The sequence below is a fragment of the Sorangium sp. So ce117 genome (assembly GCF_051524395.1).
In the GTDB taxonomy this organism is placed as follows: domain Bacteria; phylum Myxococcota_A; class Polyangia; order Polyangiales; family Polyangiaceae; genus Sorangium; species Sorangium cellulosum_B.
The window spans coordinates 8,269,215-8,292,597 of record NZ_CP150309.1; the positions used below are offsets into that span (position 1 = coordinate 8,269,215).

The following is a 23,383-nucleotide window of genomic DNA, read 5'->3' on the forward strand; positions in this document are numbered from 1 at the left end:
ACCGGCGGGCGCGGCGCGGCCGCGGCGGAGGCGAGGAGGTGGCTAGTTGGTCTCCGCGTCGTCGTCGTCGAGGCTGCGCGTCCGGACGCAGGCCTCCTTCGAGGGCTTCGTGGCGGGCGCGCAGCCGGGCGCCCCGCAGACGAGGTCGTCCGGACAGCGGGCTTCGATCGTCCAGTTCAGCGAGCCGCCCGAGAAATTCCGGAGCGTGCCAGTCACCGCGTCGATCACCTCGCCCCGGTGCGACGGCGGATCGAAGGCGCTCACCGTGCCCGTCTGGATCTGGATCCTGCTCGACCCGTCCGTGATCTTGTAGTTGCCGCGCGCGGAGTAGCTCGTCCACTCGCTGCACTCGGGGTCGTCCGAGCACGCGTTCGCGCAGCTCCGCTCGGCCTGGCTCTCGAAATCGACCTGCCCGTCGCCGTTCAGATCGCAGTTCGACTGCTCCGCGGCGAAGACGTTGTCCCTCGCGGGCCTCGGACCGAAGCGCTCGCCGATGTGGAACCCCTCGACGCGCACGAGCCCGCTCTCGAGGCGCTCCATGGCCAGGGCTCCGGCGATCGTCGGCCCGTCGAGCGCCGTCGGCTCCGGGACCAGGCACTCCGCTCCTCCCTGCGCGCGCGTGATCTCGTACGAGGGGAACGAGAGCTGGGTGAAGCCGAAGAACTCGTCGACGGTGCCCGCGAGGTACTCGAGCCGATCGCAGACACGCAGGCTGGCAGGTGTGTTGAAATTGTACGCGAAGAGGTGGTTGAAGCCGCTGCCCTGGCCGGCCAGATCGGTGACGTAAAAGCCGTCGCTCGAGACACGCGTGACGACGACCTGCTGGGGAGCCGCGGTGTCGATCCGTATCGCTTCGGACGGGTAGGGCGTCGCCGAGCCGCCGCCCTGCACGTCGGCGATGCGCGGCAAGGCGTAGGCGACCGGCTTCGATACGCCGGCGCTGAAGGAGCCGCCCTCCTCGGTGTCGTCGTCCGCGAAGGCGCACCCGGGATCGGCGGGGAAATCGACGAGCACGTCGCCCGGCGCGTCGTCGTTGACGCCGTTGGCGCACGCGGGGCGGTCGCCCCGGGACGCGGGCCGGTAGCCGAGGTCCTCGACCCACAGCCGGACGGGCCCGTAGACAGCCGTCACGTGGGCGATCCCCTCGGCCACGCCGTCCCGCAGGCGGATGTTGCGGCCGACCGCGACGCCCTCGTCGTCCGCCTCGACGTCGAGCACAGCCCCGGGATCGACGCTCAGCCTGACCATGGCGTCGAAGGGGGTCCGGCGGCCGGCAGCGTCGCGCGCCTCGATCCTGAACGACCAGGTGTCCACCGCGTCGCCGCGGTTGGCCGGCAGCGGCGCCTCCGCAGAGGGGGGCGCTTCCCCGTTCACCTTCACGACCTGGACCCAGAAGCTCGAGACGCCCGGGGGCGGCCCGCCGTCGCTGCCGCACCCGGCGAGCGCGGCGGCCGCGAGCGCCGCTCGGCGCCTCGCCCGCGGCGTCACTGGCCCACCATCCGCAAGCGGCCGTCGGAGAAGTTGCCGAGCCGCCGGTCGACGCACGCCAGGTACTTGCACTGCTCGCCCGCGGCGCTGCACGGGGCGAGCGCGCTCTCGCACCGCTCCCGCACCCAGTCGGTCGGCGCCTCGGCGCAGACGTCGCGCTGGTAGGCGGCGACGTCATCGCGGCAGCGCGCGAGCACACAAGCGCCCCGGGAGCACGGCGCCTCGCCGGTCTTGCACGCCCGCCCCTCGACCACCGACTCGGGGCACGCGCAGACGAAGCCCTCGCCCACGCCCACGCAATCGGCGTCCCGCTGGCACGACGCGAGCTCGCCGCGCTCGTCCGCGCCGCACGGGCTGCCCGCGCGGATGGCGTCGATCAGCGCGTCGCGCTGCTGCACCTGGGTGTCGAGCTGCGTCGTGTTGCGCTGGAGCACGCGGAACCCGCTGCCGCCCTGGGCGAGGTAGCTCGACGTCGCCAGCTCGTAGGTCGCGATCGGATCGAGCGGCTGCCAGCAGCGCCTCGCCTCGACGTCGCAGCTGCCCTCCTCGCCGCCCGGACAGTCGGCGTCGCCGTTCGGGCACGCGATCGCCGGCTGGCGCGCGCCGATGTACACGTGGGTCGCGACGCCGGACGCGGCGCCGTCGGCCGAGCGCGCGGCGCAGTCGATGACGACCCGCGCGCCCGCGATCTGCGCCTGCGAGACGCACCCGCGGCCGCTCGATCGGCGCGCCACGAAGTCGAAGAGCTCCTGCACCTCGAGGCCGGAGAGCTGCATCTTCGAGATCGAGTTGTCGAAGGGGAAGACGTTGAACATCTGCTCGACCGTCACCGGGCCGGGCACGAGGTCGGCGCGGATGCCCGTCGTGTTCGTGAGCGCGAAATCGGTCTGGATGCCGAGGCGCAGCCACATCGCCCCGGCGATGAGGTTGCCCAGCGGCGAGTCGCCGCCGCTCGCCGAGGCGCGGCGGGCGCCGCCCGGCGCGTAGCCGACCAGGAGATCGAGGTTCGCGAGCGCGTCGAGCCCCTGCGCGTACGGCTCGAGCGCCGAGGCGACGATCGGATCGGCGGGCACGCCCTCGGTCACCGGGAAGAGCTCGTACCGGTCCGAGAGCACCTCGAAGCCGTTCAGCGGGTCGTAGCCGCCGCCGAGCTCGGAGGCGTCCCTGGACAGCACGAGATCGAGCCGCCCGACGAACTTCGCGAACGCGCCGGAGTGCGCGAGCAGCACGTCGCGCGGCGCGCAGTAACGCCGGCGCTTCGCGCCCTGCCCGGGCGAGCGCTCGTCGTTCAGGAGGATGTAGTGGCGCTGCTCCTCCTCGTCGTAGTACCGCGAGCAGTCGCGGACGCGCTTCGGCGGCTGGAGGACGATGTGGTTGTGCCCGCCGAGCACGACGTCGATGCCCGTCGTGGTCTCGATCATCCGCTCGTCGCCGTCGAGGCCGAGGTGGGTGACGAAGACGATGACGTCCACCGTGGGGCGGAGCAGGTCGACGTAGAACTGGGCGACCTCGGTCGTGTTCAGCGGGGTGACGCCCAGCCGGTTCGGCGTCTCGAAGATCGACGTCAGGCTGGAGAGGTTGCCCATCCCGACGACGCCGACCTTGAGGCCCTCGAGGTCGAAGACCGTGAACGGCTGGAGGATGGCGCCGAGCGGAGAGGCGCCGGGCTGCGCGGGGTCCTCGAGCTGGTAGTTCGCCGCGAGGACGGGGAAGCCGGCGTTCTGCTGGAGCTGGATACCGAGGTTCAGCGCGCCGCGGTCGAACTCGTGGTTGGCGACGATCATGGCGTCGACGCCCATGGCGCCGAGGGCGCGGATCTCCGCCTCTCCCGAGTAGAAATTGAAGATCGGCGCCCCCTGGAAGCAGTCGCCACCGTCGAGGTGAAGCGCGCGCGACGACCGGGCGCGCTCGCGCCCGAGGAGATGGGACATGCGCGCGGCGCCGCCGACGTTCGCGATCGAGGCCGCCGCGCCGAGGCCGAGCCCCGCGTCCACCTGGCCGAGCTGCAGGTTGTACGGGAAGAGCCGCGAGTGGATGTCCGACGTGTGGAGCAGCGTCAGGTGCACCTGCCCGACGAGCCGCGTCGGCGGCGCCTCCTCCTCGCAGCCCGCCGCGCACAGGCCGAGCGCCACCGCGCAGACGGCCAGCGCGCGCGCCACCCCGGACGCGACCGGCACCGCAGGCGTCGGCCCCACCGCACCCAGCGCGCCGCTCACCGCGTGGCGCGCTCTCCCGTGAGCAGGTCGTAGAGGTCCGGCGCGAACGAGGCGGCGACGCAGCACTCGACCTCCTCCGCCGTCGCGCAGGCGAGCGCCTCCGCCGCGACCGCCTCGGCCTCGGCGACCGTCACGCGCCGGAGCGTCTCCTTGATCTCCGGGATCGCCGCCGCCTCCATCGAGAAGTCGCGGAGGCCGAGGCCAAGCAGCAGCAGGGCGGCGAGCGGATCGCTCGCCATCGCGCCGCAGAGGGAGACCGGCCTGCCGAAGTCCTGGCCTGCCTGGATCACCTTCGTGATCAGCCGCAGGATCGACGGATCGAACGGCGAGGCCAGGTAGGCGAGCGAGCGGCTGGTCCGGTCGACCGCGAGCGCATACTGGATCAGATCGTTCGTCCCGAGGCTCAGGAACGCGGCCTCGCGCGCGAAATGGTCGACCATGATCGCCGCCGAGGGCACCTCGATCATCACGCCGAGCGGGATCTCGTCGGCGCACGCCTGGCCGCGGGCGCGCACCTGCTCCTGCGCGCGGCGCAGCAGCGCGCGCACCTGCCGGAGCTCGCCGAGGCCCGCGACCATGGGGATCATGATCCGCACGTCGCCGTAGGCGGAGGCGCGCACCATGGCGCGGAGGTGCTCGAGGAAGACGTCGGGGCGAGAGAGCGCGAGCCGGACCGCGCGGAGGCCGAGCATCGGGTTCATCTCGGGCGGCACCTGGAACGTGGAGACGAACTTGTCGCCGCCGATGTCGAACGTGCGCAGCGTGACCGGCTTCGGGCGGAGCGCCTCGACGACGGCGCGGAAGATCTCGAACTGCTGGTCCTCCGAGGGCGGGGACGTGCGGTCGATGTAGAGGAACTCGGTCCGGTAGAGGCCGATGCCGTCGGCGCCCTGGTCGCGCGCGAGGATCGCCTCGGCCGGGAGCTCGACGTTCGCCCGGAGCGACACCTTGACGCCGTCCTTCGACTGGGCGGCCCGGTGCCTGGACTCCGAGAGCTCCTTGCCGAGCGCGACGTAGCGCTCGGCGCGGGCGCGCGCGTCCGCGAGCTCGGCCGGGCCGGGGCGAACGACGACCGTGCCGCGCAGCCCGTCGATCACCACGAGGTCGCCCGTGATCACGCGCTGCAGGACGTCGCTGACGCCGACCACGGCCGGGATCTCCAGCGCGCGCGCCATGATGGAGGTGTGGCTCGTGCGGGTGCCGACCTCGGTGACGAAGCCGACGACCGGCTCGTCGACCATCGCCGCGGTGTCGGCCGGCGACAGGTCGTGCGCGATGAGGATCGTCGGCCCGGAGAAGCGCGGGAGCGCCGCGCCGAACGTCGCCGGCATGGCGATCGAGTTCTGCAGCTCGATCAGGCTGCGCGTGGAGAGCGGCGAGGTGTCGCGCGAGGACGGCGGCTCCTGGGGCGGGAGGCTGAACGCGCGCACGAGGCGCTCGCCGACGAACAGGACGTCGTGGCTGCGCTCGCGCAGGTACGGGTCGTCGAGCGCGGCGAAGCGGCCGGCGATCGCCTCGCACGCGGTCGCCACCGCCCACTCGGCGCAGCGGCGCTCCTCGGTGACCTGGCGCTTCACGGCGTCGGCGAGCGCCTCGTCGCCGAGCATCAGCAGGTAGGCTTCGAGGATCGACGCCTCGGCGCGGTGATCGCCGATGCGCTTCGCCATGTCGCGCAGCTCGTCCTGCGCGCGCTCGACCGCGGCCTCGAAGCGCTCGAGCTCCGCCGCGATCTCGCTGGAGCCGACGCGGCGGCGCGGGTGGTTCGTCCGGTGCCCGCCCATCACGACGGCCGCGCCGATGGCGACCCCGGGGGACCCGGCGATGCCCCGCAGCGTCTCCGTCCGGGCGCCGGGCGGCATTGAGTCGACCCGGGCGCCGGGCGCCGCCGAGCCGCTCCGGACGGCGTCCGCCGGGGCGAGATGCTCGTCCGGGGCGTCCGACGAGAGCGCGCTCGGGCCGCGCGTCACTCGTGCTCTCCGAAGCGCCCGGCGATCAGCTCGCCGATGGCGGAGACGGCGTCGGCCGCCTGATCGCCCGTCGCGCTCACCTCGATCTGGGTGCCCATCGACCCGCAGAGCAGGAGCACGCCCATCACGCTCTTCGCGTTGGCCGACTGCCCGTCCGGCCCGGTCAGCGAGATCTCGCAGTCGTAACGCCCCGCGAGCTGCACGAGCTTCGTCGCGGCGCGCGCGTGGAGCCCGCGCACATTGATGATGGTGAATCGTCTCGTTACCGCCTCGGTCGTCACCGCTCGCCCCCCGTCACGCTCGTGTCCGACGCCGGGCGAGGCTCCGACGGGGCCGCTCCCGGCTGCGCCAGCCGGAGATCCACGCCGGGCGCCCCGGCCATGCCCTCTCCCACCCCCGAGGGTACACCACTCGTGCTCACCCGGGCGACGTCCCGGTGCACGACCGTGATGGGCAGCCCCGTCTTCCGCCGCAGGCTGTCGCTCAGCGCGTTGGTGAGCACGACGGAGCGGTGCCGGCCGCCGGTGCATCCGATGCCGACGGTGAGGTAGCTCTTTCCTTCGCTGGCGTAGCGCGGCATGCAGAACGAGAGGAGCTGCTCTGTCCTGCAGATGAACTCGAGGGCATCCGGGTTCTTCAGGATGTACTCCCGCACCGGCTCGTCGTTCCCCGTGAGCTCGCGGAGGCCGTGGACGAAATACGGGTTGTCGAGGAAGCGGACGTCGAAGAGCAGATCGGCGTCGAGCGGGATGCCGTACTTGTAACCGAACGAGACGAACCGGGTGGACATCCGGGGCACCTCGACCTTCGCGGGGCGCAGCCGCTCGATGACGACGCGGCGCAGGTCGTGCGTCGACAGCCGGGTCGTGTCGAGCTCGATGGTCGCCCTGGCCCGCAGCGACGCGAGCCGCTCGCGCTCCAGGAGGACGCCGTCGAGCATCGCGATGGCGCCGCTGCCGCCGGTCGTCAGCGGGTGCGGGCGCCGCGTCTCGCTGAAGCGCCGGAGCAGCGTCTCGTCCGAGGCGTCGAGGAAGAGGATCACCACGTCCCGTCCGGTCCGTATCGAGTCGAGCGCCGCCGTGGCGCCCGCCAGGAAGGAGCCCACCCGGACGTCGATGCCGAGCCCGATCCGGGTGATCCCGCCCGCCTCGCACGCCTCGACCGCCGGCTGCACGAGCGACGTGGGCAGGTTGTCCACGCAGAAGAAGCCGAGGTCCTCCAGGGCGTGGAGCGCCGTCGACTTGCCCGCGCCGGAGAGGCCCGTGACGACGACGACGCGCCCCGGCGCGCCGTCGGGCCCGTGCAGGCCGTGCTGCTGCTGATCGCCTCCGTTGCTCACCCTCGCCTCCTCGGCCGCGGCAGGCTCACGGACGACTCCGTGGGGCTGAACCCGGAGCTCGGGCGATCGGGGGGCGGCCTGCCCCGATCCACGGGCGGCCGGAAGGCGCTGCTCGGGGGGTTCGGCGCGTCCACGCCGCGGCCGGGCGGCGGCGGCGGCCGCGGCGGGCCGGGCGGCGGGGCGCTCCGCGAGGCGCCTTCCTCCGCGAGCCTCGCCGGCGGCGGGATCGACGACTCCTCCGGCGAGCGCTCGCGGAGCAGCTCGCCCTCGACGTTGCCGAAGAACTCGCGGGCCGCGTGGAACCCGGCGTTCTTCAGGAGCTCGTTGCGGGCGGCGACCTCCAGGATCGACGCCATGTCGCGGCCCGGGCGCACCGGGATGACGAGCTCCCGGATCTTCACGCCGAGGATGGTGTGGTACCGCTCGTCCAGCCCGAGCCGATCGTACTCGGTGTCCTTCGACCACTCGACAAGCTTCACCACGACGTCGATCCGCTTGCGCTCGCGGATCGACGTGACGCCGAAGAGGTCCTTCACGTTGAGGATGCCGAGGCCACGCACCTCGAGGTGGTACCGGAGGAGCTCCGCCGGGGCGCCGAAGACCATGCCGGGAGGGCGGTAATCGCACTCCACGGCGTCGTCGGCCACGAGCCGGTGGCCGCGCATCACGAGATCGAGCGCGCACTCGCTCTTGCCGATCGCGCTCGACCCCATGAGAAGAAGGCCCACGCCGAAGACGTCGACGAGCACGCCGTGCAGCCGCAGGCGCGGCGCCAGGCGATCGTCGAGCAGCGCGTGCAGCGCGGTGATCGTGGCGCTCGACCGCACCGCCGAGACGAGGAGCGGAGTCCCTGTCTCCTCGGCGCACTGCGCGAGCTCCGGCACAGGGACGAACCCGATGCCGGAGCCGTTCGCCTCGAACGGCTGGTCGCCCTGCGTGAGGATGACGCAGCACAGGCCGAGCTCGAAGAAGCCGCGCAGCGACAGGAGCCGGTCCTCGCGGGAGAGCTTGTGGAGGAACGAGAGCTCGGTCTGCCCGAGGATCTGCACCCGCGTCGGGACGATGCCGTGGAAGTGGCCGACGAGCGCGAGCCCGGACTTCTGGATGCGGGTGTTCATGATGGGCCGGTCGAGGCCCGCGGCGCCGGCGATGAGCGTGAGGTCGATGCCGAGCCCCTCGTCGGCCATCAGGCTCCGCACTGCGATGGCGGGGCGGTCCGCCCGGCCACCGCGGATCGAGGGGGGCATCCGGCCGCCCCCTTCCCCTTCCTGTCCGCCGCTGCGCGGGCCGCTCATGACACCGACCTCCCTTCCTCGGCGGTGATGAGCTCGAACGCCGCGCGCCCGGTCGAGGCGCCGAGCAGCCGCCGCCTGAACGTCTCGTCCCGCAGCAGGCGGGAGATGCGCGCCAGCGTCTTGAGGTGCTCGCCCGTGGCGCGCTTCGGCCCGATCACGGCGACGAGGATGGACACCGGCGCCCCGTCGATCGCGTCGAAGTCGATCGGCTTCGGGCAGATCAGGACCGCGCCGATCAGCCGGTCGACGCCCTCCATCGCGCCGTGGGGGATGGCCACGCCGCTCCCGACGCCGGTGGACTGCAGGCGCTCGCGCTCGCCGAGCACCCGCTCGATGTCATCGGCCTTGACCCCCGGCTGTCCTGCCGTGAGCAGGGCGGCGAGCCGGCGGAGCGCGTCCGTCTTGGAGCGGACGACCCCCTCCTGCTCGCTGGCGACGGATACCTGGTGCGCAGTCAAGATGTCGCGGACTTGCATGCTGATTTCGGCGCTCGGGCGAGGTGAGAGGGCTCAGGAACGGCGCACGTGGCACGGTCGGCGCGGCGCTCGGCCAGGGCCAAGCGAGCCGATGTGGCCATCGTACCCTGGGGACTTCGGGTGCGCGACTCAAGGACGCTATCGCGGCGAGCGGCCCCGGAGGGAGCGTTCTTCGCGCTCTTCGCGCCGCGATCGCTGGGCGACCGCCGCGCCGCTCCAGGCAGGCCCCCCGGCAGGTCGGGCATGCGCAGGGGTGAGCTGATGGAGACGAGCGCCCTTCGCCGCCGCGCTCGCCGCGGCGACGCGCGCGGCGACTCACGCGGAGGGAGCGCGCCGCCTCGCCCGCGAGCGGCGGCTCACAGGATGGGAGCGCGCCGCGCCGGCGGGCGCGGCGGCCCTCGCTCCGGTTCGCGCGTCGCGCATCGGCGACGCGCGCGGCGGCTCACGATCGGGTGCGTCCCGTCGCGGCCACCGCCTCGCGCTCCACCTCGACGGCGTACTCGCCGGCGCTCGTGCCGCCGCGCTTCCGCGCGATGGTGTGACCCTTCCCATCCCGGATCTGCCGCTCGAGCTTGTCGTGGACCATGTCGATCGACGCGTACATGTCCTCACCCCGCTCGGTCGCATGGAAGGCTAGACTGCCGGAGGAGAGGCGAACGTCGGCGACGTGCGTCAGACCCTCGACGGAGAGGGTGACCTGCGCCGTCATCGCCTGCCTAAGGAACTTCTGGAGCTTGGCCACCTTCTCATGAGCGTAATTCTTCACGGCGTCGGTACCCACCATATGGCGGAACGTGATCGTGATGTTCATCGGGTCCAGCCTTCCTTCCCTGATGCGTAGATGAAACAATCGACTACGGCTACAGAGCACCCCTCCATCTGCATCGTAACACTGATGTAGAGCTCTGGTCTGCACTCAACGGCGCAGCGCTCTCGTTTTGTTTGGCGTCGTTCCGCTTCTGCGTGTCTTGCCGCGGGTTGCCGCGTCCTGCGCCAGCCTGCCGCAGCTTGCCACCTCTCGCGCACCTCGTCGTGCCTGCGCGTCACCGTGGTTTGCCGCGCTGCGTCCTGCGCGGCCAGCGCTCCTCCTCTTCAACAAGCCTTGGCACGCCCCGCTTGTTCCAGCGCCCGGCGCACCGTGTGCGGGGCGTGGCCCGAGGTCAGCGCGATCTCGCCGATCGTGGGTGTGCGCCCGAGCTCGGCCGCGAGCCGCCTCGCGCTCGCGACGACGGCGCGGAGCACCTCGACATCGCCCCGATCGAGCGGCTCGGCGACGCGGAGGCCCTCGGACTCGAGCCGGTCGATGATGTACTCGACCTCCTCGTACGAGACCGCCCGGCGGTCGACGACTTCGGCGATGTCGTTGAGGTCCACCCGACCGGTCGACCGATGGCGTGTAAGGAGCTCCTGGATCATGTCGTCGATGACAGGCGGCACGGCGCTAGCGTGCCACCTTCGCGCAGGCCGCGCACGCGCCCGCGCGGGCGAAAGCGGGCCCGAGAGCCGAGCGCGAGACCGAGCTGATCGAGCGCCCCGGCGCCGCGCTCCCGGCCCTCCCCCGCGGCCCTCCCCGCGGCCTCGCCGCGCGGAGCCTGGCCAGCCGGCTCGCCCGGCGCGGGCCCGCCGCCGCATCACACCTCCTCATCACGGCGCGCCACGGTGGACCGCACCTCACCTCGTGTCGCCACGCTCGCCACGATGGACGTCTTCATCTGTTCAGCGATGTTTCCGCCAGGATGGGCGATGCATGATAGAAATGGACGCGTCATCGGGCGGATACACATCAGGAGATCTTCCATGCGCTGGGCCCCTCCCGAATCGCGATCGCGCTATGCGATCCGCGACCATATCGAAGCAAACCTGGATCCGGTCAAGGATCATCAGGAGATCGCATTTCTCTCGACGTGCTATGATTTCCCGTGGGACACGCAGCACGCCCTCGAGCTCGCGCTGTTCCGTGTCTTCGGGATCGCCAAGGGCACACCTCTCCTGGTGCAGACAGGGGAGTTCCTCCAGCGCACCCAGAAGCGCTACGACGACACCGTCCTCATCCTCTCCGAGATGCTGGAGAACGGATACGACAGCGAGCGCGGCCGGGCGGCGCTGCGGCGCATGAACCGGCAGCACGGGCGTTACGCCATCCCGAACGACGAGTACCTGTACACGCTGTCCACGTTCATCTTCGAGCCCATCCGCTGGAACGAGCGCTTCGCATGGCGCGCGCTGCTCGAGAAGGAGAAGCTCGCGGCCTACCATTACTGGAAGCAGGTCGGGACGCTGATGAACATCAAGGATATCCCGCCGAGCTACGAGGCGTTCGAGCGGTTCAACCTCGATTACGAGGCGGAGCACCTGCGGTTCTCGGAGGACAACCGGAAGCTCGCCGTCGCGACGCGGGACCTCGTGCTGGGCTGGGCGCTGCCGAGAGCGCTATGGCCGCTCGGGGCGCCGGTCCTCCATGCGATGATCGATGATCGCATGCTCGACGCCGTCGGGCTGCCGCGGCCTCCGCCCGGGCTGCGCAACCTCGTGCAGGCGGCGCTCCGCGCGCGCGGCCCGCTCTTGCGGGCCATGCCGCGCCGGCGCTCGCCGCGCCTGCTCACTCAGCTGAGGAACCGCACGTACCCGGACGGCTACCGTATCGAGGATCTCGGCGCGCGGTGACCAGCGCGGCTCCACGGGCCGGCGAGCCCAGCCGCCGCGCCGGGCGAGCGGCTGCCTGCTGGCTCAAGGCTGCCTGCCGGCTCAAGGCTGCCTGCTGGCTCAAGGCTGCCTGCCAGTTCAAGGCTGCCTGCCGGCTCAGGGCTGCCTGCCGGCTCAGGGCAGCTGGCGCCGCAGGAACTTGAGCGCCTCCCGGGCAGCGCGGTTCACCGGCTCGTAGGCGTCCGGGGTCGTCCTGAGCGGGGCGCCGATCGGCTCGCCGGGGCGGACGCCGAGGATGCGCTCGACGTCCTCCAGGAGCGATTGCATCGAGTCATAGCGGTTCCCGGGGGCCTTGCGGAGCGCGGTGGCGACCAGCGCCTCGATCCGCCGATCGATGCCGGGCCGGATCGAGCTGAGCCGGGGGGCCGGCGTGCAGGCGTGCTGGGCGACGACCACCACGTCGTCTGGCGAGGAGAACGGCAGCTGGCCGGCGAGCATGCGGAACATGGTGACGCCGAGGGCATAGATGTCGGTGCGGCCGTCGATGGGATCGGCGAGTGCCTGCTCCGGGGCCATGTAGGGGACCGTGCCCAGCACGAGACCGGCGGCGGTGGTGGGGCCCGTCTTCAGCTTCGCAAAGCCGAAATCCATCATCTTGAGCACGCGCGGGCCGCCCTGGGAGCGGACGAGGAACAGGTTGTCCGGCTTCACGTCGCGGTGGATGACGCCGGCCGCGTGCGCCGAGGCGAGCGCCGACGCCGCCTGCCGTATCAGCGGGAGCGCGACGGCCTCGCTCACGGCCACCTCGCGGCGGAGCAGGACGCCGAGCGACTCGCCGGTGAGCAGCTCGAGCACGATGAACGGGGACCCGTCCTTGCGCTCGCCCGCGTCGAGGACCCGGATGATGTTGGGGTGCCCGAGCTCGGCCGCCGCCTCGAGCTCGCGGAGGAACCGCTCGCGCTGGCCCCGATCGGCGGCGAAGCTGCGGTTCAGGATCTTGATCGCGACCTGCTCCTTCGTGCGGCTGTCCGCCGCGAGGTACACGCGCGACATGCCGCCGGCGCCGATGAAGCCCTGGATCACATAGCGATCCTCGAGGATGGCGCCGAACTGCCGCGTCGGCTGCGCCGGCGGCGGCGCGGCCGACAGCGACTGGACGAGGCGCGCGCCGTCGTCGGGGCAGAAGCCGTACGAGCGATCGGTGTACGCGCGGTGGCAGCGCGGGCAAATCATGGGACCCGGGTCATGATGGCGGCGGGGGCGGGGATCCTCAAGGGACTTGCGGGCGGGCGGCGCGCGGCGCCGCTCCCGGCGAGGTGGATCGCGGCGCGCACCTCGGCTATGCGTGCGCCTTTCCTCGTCGACGCGACGATTCACCCCGAGATCGAGAGACAGCCCGTGACCTCACAGAAGCACCCTGCGACCCTCATCCCCGGCGACGGCATCGGCCCCGAGATCGTGGACGCGACGCTGCGCGCCCTGGACGCGCTCGGCGCGCCTTTTGAATGGGAGACGTGCGTGGCCGGCATGGCCGGCGTCAAGGACGCGGGCGACCCGCTGCCGCGGGCCACGCTCGACAGCATCCACCGCACGCAGCTCGCGCTCAAGGGGCCGCTCGAGACGCCGATCGGCGGCGGGTACCGCTCGTCGAACGTGCGCCTGCGGCAGGAGTTCAAGCTGTTCGCCAACGTGCGCCCAGCGCGGACGCTGATCCCGGGCGGCCGTTACGAGAACATCGACATCGTGCTCGTGCGCGAGAACCTCGAGGGCCTCTACGTCGGCTTCGAGCACTACATCCCGATCGGCAGCGACGAGCACGCGGTGGCGATCGGCTCCGGCGTGAACACCCGGGTCGGCTCGCGCCGCATCGCCGAGTTCGCGTACGACTACGCAGAGAAGAACGGCCGCAAGAAGGTCACCATCGTCCACAAGGCGAACATCATGAAGGCGCTCACGGGCATCTTCCTGGAGACGTCGCGCGAGGTGAGCAAGGGCTACGAGGGCCGCGTGGCGACCGACGAGCGGATCGTGGACGCGTGCGCGATGCAGCTCGTGCTGAACCCGTGGCAGTTCGACGTCATCGTCACGACGAACCTCTTCGGGGACATCCTCTCGGACGAGATCGCGGGGCTCATCGGCGGCCTCGGCATGGCGCCGGGCGCGAACATCGGCCAGCACGCCGCGATCTTCGAGGCGGTGCACGGCTCGGCGCCGGACATCGCGGGCAAGGGCGTGGCGAACCCGATCGCGCTCATGCTCGCCGCCGCGCTGATGCTCGACCACGTGGGCCACCGGGAGCTCGCCGGCCGCCTGCGCGCCGCGATCGACGGGACGCTGAACCTGGACGGGGTCCGCACCCGCGATCTCGGCGGCAAGGCGGACACGAAGACGCTCACCGACGCCATCGTGGCGCGCATCAAGAACGGCTGAGCGGCGACGTCATCACGGCTGTTCTCGCGCCTTCGCCGCGACGCAGCCCGCGATGACCCGCGGGGTCAGCCGCCGCGCGAGAGCGGGAGCGTGAAGTGGAAGGACGTCGTCTCGTCCGGCTCGCTCTGCGCCCAGATCCTGCCTCCGTGCGCCTCGACGATGCCCTTGCAGATGTAGAGCCCGAGGCCCGTGCCGGGCGGGCGGCTCCGGGATTGATCCGACGAGAGCCGCTGGAAGCGCTGGAACAGCCTCGGCAGCTCGTCCGGGGAGATCCCGGGCCCGCGGTTCTCGATGGCGATCTCGAGCTCGGCGTCGCGGAGAGAGAGCGTCACGCGGATCGGCGCGTCGGGGTCGCCGTACTTGGCGGCGTTGAGAAGGAGGTTTCCGAGCACCTGGTCCATGCGCGCCGCGTCCGCGTGGACGGGCGGCACGTCGTCGTCGGCGGTGAGCACGACGGCGTGCTCCGGCCGCTCCGCAGCTGCGAGCTCGACGGCGGCGTGGAGGAGGGCGCGCAGATCGGTCGGCCGCCGATCGAGGGAGAAGCGCCGCGCCTCGAGCTTGGAGGCGTCGAGCAGGTCCTCGGTCATCCGCTCGAGCCGCTGGACGCTGGCAAGGATCTTCCCGCTCCACGCCTGGATTCCGGCGTCTCCGGATCGGCGCGACAGCATGCCCGCGCACGCGGCGATCGCGGTGAGCGGCTGCTTGAGATCGTGCGCCACGATGGAGAGCCATTCCTCGCGGAGCCGCTCGCGCTCCATGAAATGGGTGATGTCTTCGTAGCTGGCGATGGCGCCCAGGATCACCCCCTGGTCGTCGCGGATGGGGCCTGCGCTCACCACGACGGGGATGTTGGTCCCGTCGGGCCTCTTGAGATACAGCTCGGCGCAGATCGTCCCCTCGCCGCGCGCCGCGCGGACGAGGGGCATCTCGTGGTGCGAGAGCGGCCGTCCGGTCGGCTCGCACAGGCGCGCGTGCTGGGCAGCCCCGAACGTCATGAGGGGGTGCGGGCCGGCGCAGAGCTGCTCGCAGCGGCGGCTCGCGACGAGCGAGCGTCTTCCGCGTTCGTCGAAGACGGCGATGGCAACGGGGAAGTCCTCGATGATGCTGCGCAGCCACTGCTGCTCCGCCGCGAGCCGGTCCTCTGCCTCCCGGCGCGCGGTCTGGGCGTCCCGGAGGAGGGCCTCGGCGCGCTGCTCCGCCGGCGAGCTCGCGCCGCCAGCGTCGTCGGGCCCGCGGTGGTGGAGCTCGGTTCGCTTGTCGCCCTCGCGCTCGGCGGACCCGAGCGCGAGGGCGAAGAGGGCGCCGAGCGCCTGGACGCGCGGGATGAGCTCGTGCGGGGTCGGGCTGCGTTCGCCGAAGGCGCAGGTGAGGACGCCCAGCGGCCGCCCGGCGCCGAGCAGGGGTGCGGCCAGCACCCAGCACGGCCTCAGGCACGCGTCGAGGGCGCGGACGTCGGCGAGGCGCTCGATGATCGCCGCGTCCGCCGCGGTGTGCTCGATGCGGCAGCTCTCTGCGGCGCGCAGGACGAGGGACGGGGTGCTCGTGAGATCGTCGAGCGCGCCGGCGAGCGCGCCGGGCAGGCCGGAAGAGGCGAGCAGGCGGACGTGGAGCGCCCCCTCGGCCGGCGAGCGCGCCCCGTGGAGGAGCGCGATGTCGGCGCCGAGCAGCCGGACCGCCTGCTGGACGATGGTGGTGTGGATCTGCTGCGGGTCGAGCGTCCCGGCGAGCGCGGCGCACGCCTCGACGACCGCCTCCGCCAGCTGGGCCGCGGGAGCGAGCTCTCCGTTCGCGGCGGAGAGCTGGTCGTTCGCCGAGATCGTCGTCACGCGTCCCTCGAAGCCTTGGCCTAGCACCTGCTGGGGGAGGTGCCGCTCGAGCGGATGGGGTGACGTACCGGTCGAACGGAACGGCCGAGCGGGCGGGGGCTCGCGCGTGTGGCTCTCATCGGGGGGGCGGGTCGAAGCGGCGCTTCGCCCAGCTCACGAGCGGGCTGTTGTCCCGGGCCCGCACGGCGCCGGGCGCGCCACGGCGCTTCCGCCAGTCGCCCTCGCGGACGCGCCGGCACCCGGCCGCCTGCTCCATCGAGAGGAGGTATGCCTGGGCTTCCCGCCCGCCGGCGAGGCGGATGGGGGCTCGCTGGTGCAAGATCGGGTGTCCCCGGTGGACGTCGAGCGCGGCGAGCGCGGCCGGTGCGATGGCGTAGAGCTCGCCGGTCACGGCGACGAGCCCGCCTTGGACGAGAGCGCCGGTCGTGCCCAGATCGACGAGCGCGTACTCGGGGGTCGTGGTCGCCTCTCCGAGCGGGCGAGCCGTCGCGAGCCATTCGTGCTGCTCCTCGCCCTTCATGAGGTTGTCGTAAACGAAGAGCACCATCTCATGGGTCGTCATTGGCGTGGTCCTCGGGACGGGCTCTGCGGCCCGGCTCCGACGCTCGCAAAGCGAGGGCGCGAGCGCAAGGCTGCTCGGAGCGACGCCGGCGAGGCCGTGGCGAAACTGTAGCCCCAGAGGAATGTTGCACCTGCGCACCTCTGGAGAGCTGCGGTTCTTGTGGAGGATCCTTCAATTCCAAGGCGCATCCACCACTGCCGACAGTGCCCCATGCTCGCTTGACGCTCGCGTTCGTAATAATTCGAGCGCGATTATGCGCAGCAGCCCGACATTTCTCCTGTCCAGCGCGAATGCCGCATTCATCCAGCCGAGCATTCACCTTCTCGGGAGGCGACCTCGCTTCATCAACAGCGATTCTCGATCAACTCGTGTTGAAACGATGTTCTTTATGGTCGCCGATTTCGTTGAGGCGGCCGCAAGCCGACTCCGCTCGTCGCGATTCGATAGATCTTGAATTGCCCGCCCTGATGCACCGGCCTTACCGCAAGCACGCTCGGAAGACGCGCATCGACGTCGGGGCCGCTCCGCCCCCGGATCCCCCTCCCCCCACCACCGTAGCGCCGGCGGGAGGGTCCACGCGGCGGGGGCGGGTGGGCGCGTCGAGCACCGACCGAGGTGCCATAAGGTCGCAGGGAGCTCCACGTCTCAGGCGCGCCTTGTGTGGCGCGCAACATAACGTCCCAGCAGGCATGGCCCGAAGGGAGACATGCCGGGTGGTGTTCTCAGCGCAAGCGCCTCGGCCCCTGTCTTGGCGGATGGCCGAGCGCCCACCCGCCCCCGCCGCGTGGACCCTCCCGCCGACGCGGGCCTCTCGCGGGCTACCAGCTAACCAGGAACTGAAGCGTCTCCGCCCCCCGCACCTCGACCGAGATGGTCGGCTTGGCGCCGTACCCCATGACGAGCGCCTCGAAGTTCCCCAGCGGGTACTCCAGCGTACCGCGGTGGCAGCTGATGTCGATCTGCACCTCCGACGGCCCCAGCTGCCGCGCCCTGGCCAGCGGCCCCTTCACGAGCGCGCCCAGGCTGCCCGTGTAGCGCATCAGCGCGGCGCCCGGATCGGTCGCCAGGTGCATCGTGATCCGGCCGAGCGCGCTTTCCCTGAAGGCCCCGACCTGCTGCCGCGCGAGGCGACGGTAGCCCTCCCGCGAGCTCCGGTTCGGGTGCGAGAGCCGCGCAGCCGCGTCGTAGAGGCGCAAGAAGTCGCGCGTCGGATAGTCCGAGAACGGCAGGTAGAGCCCACCCCTCGGCGGGCTCGACAACGTCGACACCACCTGCGCGAAACGCTCCCCGAGCGTCGCGGCCAGCGCGTTGAAGAACATCCCCTTCATCGCGTAGGACTCGGGGACCCCCGCCACCACGGCGTCGATGTCGATGTTGCCGAGGAGCGGATCGGAAGGACGCACCTCGAACGAAGCTCCGTTCGGCCCGACAAGCAGCCCCTCTGTGGACGGTGCGCTCGGCGGCGCGACGCTTCGGGGCACGGCGCGCATGACACCGCTCTTGGGGATCGGCGTCTCGTTCGCTTGCCGGCGCTGGTCGCTGCGGACCTCTTTCATAGGGAGCTCGCCGCAAAAAAAAGACTCAACACAAAGGCCGCTTGCGGCAACCACCGCAGCGAAGGGCACGCGATCCACCTAGCAACGGCCATGCCGACCGCTCAATGAACGAGTCACCGCGTGAACACGGGGTTCATGCCAGATTTCCCTTGCATGGATGAAACGCTGGTTCAGCGGTGCAACCGCGCGGAGATGACCGGGACGGGGTTCATCTCCGCTCAGGCCGGCCCACGCGTCTGCGGCGGCACACACCCGCCAGCGTCCCAAGCCCAAGGAACACCGCGTCAACGCGCCGTGAGGCCCGCGTCAAGTTGCCTCGAGGCTCGCCTCGATGTGCCTTGAAGTTCGCGTCACTAGGCCCCAAGACGCGCCGTGAGGCGTCGCGTTGACGCACCGGGAGTGCCGAGCTGGCGGAGCCTCGCTCGCGCCTCGGACGCTCCTCGGCCCTGAAGGACCGTCGAGCGGCGGCGGTTTCACGCGAGCACCGGCGAGCATCGCGTACGCCTGCCCACGATGAATTTGGTGGGCGACGAGGTGGGCCTGCGCGCTCGCCACGCGCTCGACCCGGACGTGATACGCGTGCAGAAGCCGCACTTCGCCGCGCAGAAGCCGCACCTCGCCGCGCAGAAGCCGCACTTCGGCGTCGAGCATGGGGAGCCTCTGGTTCGACCGGGCGTCGTGCTCTGCCATCGTTCGAAGCGTGGAGAGGGGGTTCATGCGCGAGAGCTCCGCGCCTCGCTCGCGCCGTCCATCGAGCGAGCCTGCTGACCTGACGCTGTCAGCAGCGCCGCCCTAGGATGCCGGCGCGTGGGGCAGGACCCCCGAGGAGGACCTCATGAACACAGGACTGGGTGGCGTGATCGTCTATGTGCCCGACGCGGTGGAAGCCGCGGCGTTCTACGAGCGCGCGTTCGGCTTCGAGCGCAGCTTCGTCTCCAGCGGCAACGACTACTGCGAGCTGAAGGGCAGGGTGCCGCTCGGGTTCGTGCAGGAGGACTTCGCCCAGAAGGGCCTCCCGGAGCTCGCGAAGAACAGGCCAGGCGAGCGCCCCGCCGGGTTCGAGATCATCGTCACCAGCGAGGACGTCGACGCGGCGTTCGCGCGCGCCGTGAAGGCCGGCGCAGCCCCCGTGTCGGAACCCCACGACAAGCCGTGGGGCCAGCGCGTCTCCTACGTGCGCGACCTGAACGGTGTCCTCGTGGAGATTTGCTCGCCGTGGACCTCTCCATGAGCTCGCCGCAGCTCACCTCATGAGCTCGCCGCAGCTCACCCCATGAGCCGACACCGACCGTGCGATCGCGAGCGACGCGGCGCGCCGCCCGCCGCGAGAATGCGCTCGTGCCCCTGACGGTGCTTCTCCTGACAGGCTTTTACGGCAAGTCCTTGCCGCGCCTGACGCGGCCTGCTTAACCTCCGGCCGTGAACGCGAACGGACGGACACGGGTGCACCTGCTCGTCGCAGCAGCGATCGCCCTGCTCGCGGCCGGCCCCTCGGGGCTCGGCGGCGGGCCCGTCGCAGAGGCCAAGGAGCCGGCCCGGGGAAAGAAGGCGAAGAGCTACGAGTGCCGCGTCCAGAGCCCGCAGAAGTTCCTGAAGCGGCGCACCTTCGTCCAGAAGGGGATGCTCAACCCGAAGAAGCACGCCAAGGCGGTCCGCTACCTCGCCGAGCACTACGGCCACGTCGAGACCGAGGAGACGCGGCGCCACAACTCCGAGAGCGCCCACTCCCAGGCGACGAACGTGCAGTTCATGGGCCTCCCGCTCTCCGTCCACGAGAAGATCGCGCCCGCGCTCCACTGCGTCGAGAAGCGGATCCGCTCGACGTGCACCCGCAAGTCCCGCCGCTACACGCCGCGCGCGGTCGGCGGGTTCCGCACGGCGAACAGCTACCGCGGCGCCGAGATCTCGAACCACCTCTTCGGCATCGCCATCGACATCGATCCCGACCGGAACCCGTGCTGCGGCTGCGTCGACCCGTGGCCCACGAGCCCGCTGTGCCAGGAGAAGAAGCGCTCTGCCTACGAGCGCACGGCCCTGTCCCGCTGCTGGATCAAGGCGTTCGAGCGCTACGGCTTCGACTGGCTCGGCCACGACGACCTCGAGGACACGATGCACTTCGAGTTCCTCGGGGATCCCGACCGGCTCAAGAAGAAGTAGCGCGCGGCGTTCACGATCACGCGCCGCGGCCGCCCCCGCGCCGCGAGAGCCGCCGCGCGCGCCGCTCCGCCGCGGCCTCGGCGAGGCGGCGATCGTCGTCCGTCTCGAGGAGGATCGGCGGCACCGAGGTCGGCCTGAGCGACGCGTCGACGGCCACGAACGTCACGAAGGCCGTGACCATGGGCCAGATGGCGCCCGTCATCGCGTCCTCCCCCTCGACCGACACCAGGATCTCGAGCGACGTGCGGAAGGTCGCCGTCACCCGCGCGGCCAGACGGACGACCTGACCGACCTTGATCCCATGATCGAACGAGAGGTCGTCGATGCCTGCGGTGACGACCGCGCTGCCGGTGTGCCGCTGCGCGCAGATGGCAGCGCACAGGTCGATCCACGCGAGCACCTGCCCGCCGAAGATCGAGCCGAGCGCGTTCGTGTGCGTCGGCAGGACGTACTCGGTCATCGTCGTGACCGACTCGGAGACGCGCTTCTCGTGCGGGGCCTTCACCCGGCATGCGTATCACGGGCGCCCCCCCGCGCCAGAGCACGCCGGCCCGCCCGGCCTCAGCTGGAGGTCGAGGCCCTGCCCGGGGTCGGGAACGACGGCTCTTCGGGGGCCGGCGAGCGGCCAGGGCTCGCGCTGACCGACGACTTCGTGGGGACCGACTGGCCCGGCGGGCCCGTCGGGAGCGTGGGCTCGTCCTCCAGGCGCACCGACGTGACCTTCAGCCGCGCGAAGATCGCCTCGGCCTTCTCGTTCATCGCCACCGCCTCGCGCCGCGCCGCCATGTTCGCCACGAAGCTGCGATCGGTCGTCAGGAACCGCGCGTAGGCCTGGAACGTGCGCGCGAGCTCGAGCTCGTTCCCCGTCTCCTCGAAGATGCTCACCGAGCGCGCGAAATAGGCGCGCGCGCTCTTCGTGTGCGCGCTGCCCCAGCCGCCCGCCGCCGTGATCTCGCCGAGCGTCCGGAGCGCGATGCCGAGGTGCACCTTGCTCCGGACCGAGGCGAACAGGTCCACCGCCCGGCTGATCGAGTCGCGCGCCTTCTCCAGATCGCCCCGGAGCATGTAGGCCTTCCCGAGGGCGCGCCGCGCCTCGGCCAGGCCGAGCCGGTCGCCGAGCTCGTCGCAGAGCTCCTCGGCCTGCTGCAGCACGCGCACCGCCTCGTCGGGATCGCCGCTCCGGTAGAGCGTCCCGCCGATGTTCGTCAGGATCAGCGCCGTCCGGTTGCGATCGCCGACCTGCCGCGCCACCTCCAGCGCCTCCTCGAAGAGCTCGAGGGCGTGGCGGTGATCGCGCTGGTCCTGCGCGATCATGCCGAGGTTGTTCAGGCTCATCACGACGCCGAGCAGGTCCGAGATCTCGCGCCGGATCGCGAGCGACCGCTCGAACGTGTTGAGCGCCTGCTTGAACTCGCCCGAGTCCTGCAGGGCGAGGCCGAGGTTGTTCAGCGACAGCGCGATCGAGCGGCGATCCCCCATCCGCTCGCGGCGGGCGAGCGCGTCGCGCAGCCATTTCAGCGCCTCCTGGTACTCGCCCCGGAGCCAGTGCAGCTTGCCGATGTCGTCGATCGTCGAGGCGATCCCCCGCTCGTCCCGCGCGCCCTCGAAGAGGCGGAGCGCGGTCGTGAGGTGCTTGCCGGCCTCGTCGAGCGAGCCGCTGTCGCGGTAGAGCCGCCCGATGCGGTTGTGCGCGGCCCCGCCCTTGCGCCGGTTGTCGAGCCGGTAGGCGAGCGTCAGCATCTCGCGGAACGCGGCGAGCGCGTCGTCGATGCGCCCGGCGAGCTGGAGGACGTCGCCGTAGTCGTGGAGCGCGTCGATGCGCCGCGCGACGTGCGCGTCGCCGAGCAGCGAGAGCCCGCGCGCGTAGTACTCCGCCGCCTTCGCGTTCGAGTAGCGCCCGCGCGCCACGTCCCCGGCGTCGAGCAGCGAGAGCCCCGCCCGCACCGCGTCGCCGATGCGCTCGCGGTGCGTCGCGAGCTCGGCGAGGAGCTCCTCGCTCGCGCGCACCGCCACCTGCTGCTCCAGCCACTCGGCGATCGCGTGGTGGTACCGCCGCTGGGCCGCGGCGCTCATCCGCTTCTGGAGCGCCTCGCGCTCCTTGGCGTGCACGAACACGTACTCGTCCGAGCCGGCGAAGCTCGACTCGCTCTGCTTGCGCAGGTAGCCGCGGTCGCACAGCGAGCGCAGCGCGGCGTTGATCCGGTCGAGATCCTTGTCGCTCTGCTCCTCCCCCCACAGGTCGGGGGCCTGGCTGCCGGCCCTGCCGAGGACGAACAGCGCGCCGCTCCAGAACACCGGGCCGATCGTCGCGGCCTGCTCGAGCAGCTGCCGGCCGTCGTGATCGAGCGCGGCGAGGCGGACGTTCACGGCGTCCTCGACCGTCATCGGCAGGCGCGCCGTCGACAGCTTCCCGAGGTGCACGCGCCAGCGCGGCCCGCCCGCGGAGTCGGGCGAGAGCTCCTCGATCACGCCCTGCTCGTGGCAGATGCGGACCATCTGCTCGAGCAGCGCCGGGTTGCCGTTCGCGAAGGAGCAGGCCGCCTCGACGAGCTCCGACGGCACGCCCGGCTGGGACTGCGGCTCGGCGCGCCGAACATCGTCGACGACGTCGGTGATGACGACATCGTCGCTCCCGCGCGGCGCGCAGGGCGCGAGCAGCGCCCTCGCCATCTCCGCCGCGGCGGCCTCGCCGAGCGGCGTGAGCTCGAGGAGCGCGTGGCGCCGGTCGCCGACCTTGCCCCAGTCTTCCTGGCGGGTGAGCAGCTCCGGGCGGGCGGCGCAGACGATCAGGACCGGGCCTGTGAGGTACTCGATGAGGTAGCGCAGGAGCGCGAGGGAGTCGTCGTGGGCCGCGTGGAGGTCCTCGAAGATGAGGCACAGGGGGCCGTGGACGGCGTCCGCCTCGAGGAACGCCTTCAGGACGGCGCGACGGATGAGGTCGGCCTGCGCAGGATCGTCCTGCACCGCGCGGGTGAGCGGGCTGTCGCCGAACGCGAGCCCGATGAACTGGCCGAGGAAGTAGATGACGTCGCCGACCTTGCGGTCGCCCATCACGTGCGCGACCTGCGAGCGGACCTCGGCGCGGGCCGCGTCCTTGTCCATGCCGTCGGAGAGGCCGAAGCGGGCGCGCAGGAGCCGGGTGAAGACGCCGTACGCGGACGCCATGTCGCCGGTGCTGCCCGAGGTGACGCGCAGCGCGGCGGAGCCCTGGCGCCGCCGCTCGAGGAGCTCGCGCACGAGCCTGCTCTTGCCGATGCCCGGCGGGCCGACGAGCGTCACGGTCCGCGTGGAGCGCTCCCGCTCGACCGCGTCGAGCGCGCGGGCCAGGGCGGACAGCTCCGCCTCGCGCCCGATCAGCGGCGCGAGGGCGGGCGGCGCCGCGCCAATTGCACTGTCCTCTCGGCTCATCTCCTGGCCTCCACGTCCCC

General features: G+C 71.7%; 20 protein-coding genes. 5 read left to right on the top strand and 15 right to left on the bottom strand.

Annotated features, from left to right (window positions below; genetic code table 11):
* Nucleotides 1–42: 42 nt before the first annotated feature.
* The 9 genes from WMF46_RS30850 to WMF46_RS30890 form a co-directional block, all read right to left on the bottom strand.
* Complete coding sequence (locus WMF46_RS30850; protein WP_437980486.1) at nucleotides 43–1,488, bottom strand: hypothetical protein; 1,446 nt, start codon at nucleotides 1,486–1,488, stop codon at nucleotides 43–45.
* Nucleotides 1,485–3,704 carry a bifunctional metallophosphatase/5'-nucleotidase gene (locus tag WMF46_RS30855; protein ID WP_437980487.1) on the bottom strand — a complete coding sequence of 740 codons (2,220 nt, stop codon included), beginning with the start codon at nucleotides 3,702–3,704 and terminating at the stop codon, nucleotides 1,485–1,487. The genes WMF46_RS30850 and WMF46_RS30855 overlap by 4 nt, the downstream gene beginning before the upstream one ends.
* Nucleotides 3,701–5,671 carry a phosphoenolpyruvate--protein phosphotransferase gene (ptsP, locus tag WMF46_RS30860; RefSeq protein WP_437980488.1) on the bottom strand — a complete coding sequence of 657 codons (1,971 nt, stop codon included), beginning with the start codon at nucleotides 5,669–5,671 and terminating at the stop codon, nucleotides 3,701–3,703. Before ptsP ends, WMF46_RS30855 begins: the two co-directional genes overlap by 4 nt.
* Nucleotides 5,668–5,952 carry an HPr family phosphocarrier protein gene (locus WMF46_RS30865; RefSeq protein ID WP_437542653.1) on the bottom strand — a complete coding sequence of 95 codons (285 nt, stop codon included), beginning with the start codon at nucleotides 5,950–5,952 and terminating at the stop codon, nucleotides 5,668–5,670. Before WMF46_RS30865 ends, ptsP begins: the two co-directional genes overlap by 4 nt.
* Nucleotides 5,949–7,010 carry an RNase adapter RapZ gene (rapZ, locus tag WMF46_RS30870; RefSeq protein WP_437542654.1) on the bottom strand — a complete coding sequence of 354 codons (1,062 nt, stop codon included), beginning with the start codon at nucleotides 7,008–7,010 and terminating at the stop codon, nucleotides 5,949–5,951. The genes WMF46_RS30865 and rapZ overlap by 4 nt, the downstream gene beginning before the upstream one ends.
* Complete coding sequence (gene hprK / locus WMF46_RS30875; protein WP_437542655.1) at nucleotides 7,007–8,305, bottom strand: HPr(Ser) kinase/phosphatase; 1,299 nt, start codon at nucleotides 8,303–8,305, stop codon at nucleotides 7,007–7,009. The genes rapZ and hprK overlap by 4 nt, the downstream gene beginning before the upstream one ends.
* On the bottom strand, nucleotides 8,302–8,781 hold the full coding sequence (locus WMF46_RS30880) for a PTS sugar transporter subunit IIA (RefSeq protein WP_437980489.1): 480 nt from the start codon (nucleotides 8,779–8,781) through the stop codon (nucleotides 8,302–8,304). The genes hprK and WMF46_RS30880 overlap by 4 nt, the downstream gene beginning before the upstream one ends.
* A gap of 442 nt (nucleotides 8,782–9,223) precedes the next feature.
* Nucleotides 9,224–9,592: a ribosome hibernation-promoting factor, HPF/YfiA family gene (gene hpf / locus WMF46_RS30885; RefSeq protein WP_012238397.1), complete on the bottom strand. Its 369-nt coding sequence runs from the start codon at nucleotides 9,590–9,592 to the stop codon at nucleotides 9,224–9,226.
* Nucleotides 9,593–9,873: 281 nt separating this feature from the next.
* A complete protein-coding gene (locus tag WMF46_RS30890; RefSeq protein WP_437542657.1) occupies nucleotides 9,874–10,218 on the bottom strand; it encodes a sigma-70 domain-containing protein in 345 nt (114 codons plus the stop codon).
* A 360-nt stretch (nucleotides 10,219–10,578) separates the two neighbouring features.
* Here WMF46_RS30890 and WMF46_RS30895 point away from each other — a divergent pair, with 360 nt between their 5' ends.
* Nucleotides 10,579–11,445 (top strand): oxygenase MpaB family protein, encoded by an 867-nt coding sequence (locus WMF46_RS30895; RefSeq protein WP_437542658.1) that lies wholly within the window; start codon nucleotides 10,579–10,581, stop codon nucleotides 11,443–11,445.
* Between the two features lie 153 nt (nucleotides 11,446–11,598).
* On the opposite strand, the gene WMF46_RS30900 is transcribed toward WMF46_RS30895, so the two are convergent.
* A complete protein-coding gene (locus WMF46_RS30900) occupies nucleotides 11,599–12,657 on the bottom strand; it encodes a serine/threonine-protein kinase (protein ID WP_437980490.1) in 1,059 nt (352 codons plus the stop codon).
* A 165-nt stretch (nucleotides 12,658–12,822) separates the two neighbouring features.
* Here WMF46_RS30900 and WMF46_RS30905 point away from each other — a divergent pair, with 165 nt between their 5' ends.
* Nucleotides 12,823–13,854: an isocitrate/isopropylmalate dehydrogenase family protein gene (locus WMF46_RS30905; RefSeq protein ID WP_437980491.1), complete on the top strand. Its 1,032-nt coding sequence runs from the start codon at nucleotides 12,823–12,825 to the stop codon at nucleotides 13,852–13,854.
* Nucleotides 13,855–13,919: 65 nt separating this feature from the next.
* Here WMF46_RS30905 and WMF46_RS30910 read toward each other — a convergent pair whose 3' ends face one another.
* The 3 genes from WMF46_RS30910 to WMF46_RS30920 all read right to left on the bottom strand — a co-directional run bounded on the left by WMF46_RS30910 (nucleotide 13,920) and on the right by WMF46_RS30920 (nucleotide 17,798).
* Nucleotides 13,920–15,680 (bottom strand): ATP-binding protein, encoded by a 1,761-nt coding sequence (locus WMF46_RS30910; RefSeq protein ID WP_437980492.1) that lies wholly within the window; start codon nucleotides 15,678–15,680, stop codon nucleotides 13,920–13,922.
* Between the two features lie 115 nt (nucleotides 15,681–15,795).
* On the bottom strand, nucleotides 15,796–16,242 hold the full coding sequence (locus WMF46_RS30915) for a gamma-glutamylcyclotransferase family protein (protein ID WP_437980493.1): 447 nt from the start codon (nucleotides 16,240–16,242) through the stop codon (nucleotides 15,796–15,798).
* 818 nt (nucleotides 16,243–17,060) lie between these two features.
* A complete protein-coding gene (locus WMF46_RS30920) occupies nucleotides 17,061–17,798 on the bottom strand; it encodes a DUF2378 family protein (protein ID WP_437980494.1) in 738 nt (245 codons plus the stop codon).
* A 513-nt stretch (nucleotides 17,799–18,311) separates the two neighbouring features.
* Here WMF46_RS30920 and WMF46_RS30925 point away from each other — a divergent pair.
* The 3 genes from WMF46_RS30925 to WMF46_RS30935 all read left to right on the top strand — a co-directional run bounded on the left by WMF46_RS30925 (nucleotide 18,312) and on the right by WMF46_RS30935 (nucleotide 19,955).
* On the top strand, nucleotides 18,312–18,566 hold the full coding sequence (locus WMF46_RS30925; protein WP_437980495.1) for a hypothetical protein: 255 nt from the start codon (nucleotides 18,312–18,314) through the stop codon (nucleotides 18,564–18,566).
* Between the two features lie 67 nt (nucleotides 18,567–18,633).
* Nucleotides 18,634–19,029, top strand: a complete 396-nt coding sequence (locus WMF46_RS30930; protein ID WP_437980496.1) for a VOC family protein — start codon at nucleotides 18,634–18,636, stop codon at nucleotides 19,027–19,029.
* 188 nt (nucleotides 19,030–19,217) lie between these two features.
* A complete protein-coding gene (locus WMF46_RS30935) occupies nucleotides 19,218–19,955 on the top strand; it encodes a M15 family metallopeptidase (RefSeq protein ID WP_437980497.1) in 738 nt (245 codons plus the stop codon).
* Nucleotides 19,956–19,971: 16 nt separating this feature from the next.
* On the opposite strand, the gene WMF46_RS30940 is transcribed toward WMF46_RS30935, so the two are convergent.
* The gene (locus WMF46_RS30940) at nucleotides 19,972–20,460 is read right to left on the bottom strand and encodes an acyl-CoA thioesterase (protein WP_012238407.1); all 489 of its coding nucleotides are present in this window, start codon (nucleotides 20,458–20,460) and stop codon (nucleotides 19,972–19,974) included.
* Nucleotides 20,461–20,516: 56 nt separating this feature from the next.
* Nucleotides 20,517–23,363 (bottom strand): ATP-binding protein, encoded by a 2,847-nt coding sequence (locus WMF46_RS30945; protein WP_437980498.1) that lies wholly within the window; start codon nucleotides 23,361–23,363, stop codon nucleotides 20,517–20,519.
* Nucleotides 23,364–23,383 lie beyond the last annotated feature (20 nt).

Bases quoted from the DNA above. Each gene is read 5' to 3' on its own strand.
- WMF46_RS30880 (WP_437980489.1), bottom strand. From the start codon at position 8,781: ATGCAAGTCCGCGACATCTTGACTGCGCACCAGGTATCCGTCGCCAGC.
- WMF46_RS30920 (WP_437980494.1), bottom strand. From the start codon at position 17,798: ATGAAAGAGGTCCGCAGCGACCAGCGCCGGCAAGCGAACGAGACGCCG.
- hprK (WP_437542655.1), bottom strand. From the start codon at position 8,305: ATGAGCGGCCCGCGCAGCGGCGGACAGGAAGGGGAAGGGGGCGGCCGG.
- hpf (WP_012238397.1), bottom strand. From the start codon at position 9,592: ATGAACATCACGATCACGTTCCGCCATATGGTGGGTACCGACGCCGTG.
- WMF46_RS30925 (WP_437980495.1), top strand. From the start codon at position 18,312: ATGAATTTGGTGGGCGACGAGGTGGGCCTGCGCGCTCGCCACGCGCTC.
- WMF46_RS30945 (WP_437980498.1), bottom strand. From the start codon at position 23,363: ATGAGCCGAGAGGACAGTGCAATTGGCGCGGCGCCGCCCGCCCTCGCG.
- WMF46_RS30900 (WP_437980490.1), bottom strand. From the start codon at position 12,657: ATGATTTGCCCGCGCTGCCACCGCGCGTACACCGATCGCTCGTACGGC.
- WMF46_RS30930 (WP_437980496.1), top strand. From the start codon at position 18,634: ATGAACACAGGACTGGGTGGCGTGATCGTCTATGTGCCCGACGCGGTG.
- WMF46_RS30895 (WP_437542658.1), top strand. From the start codon at position 10,579: ATGCGCTGGGCCCCTCCCGAATCGCGATCGCGCTATGCGATCCGCGAC.
- WMF46_RS30915 (WP_437980493.1), bottom strand. From the start codon at position 16,242: ATGACGACCCATGAGATGGTGCTCTTCGTTTACGACAACCTCATGAAG.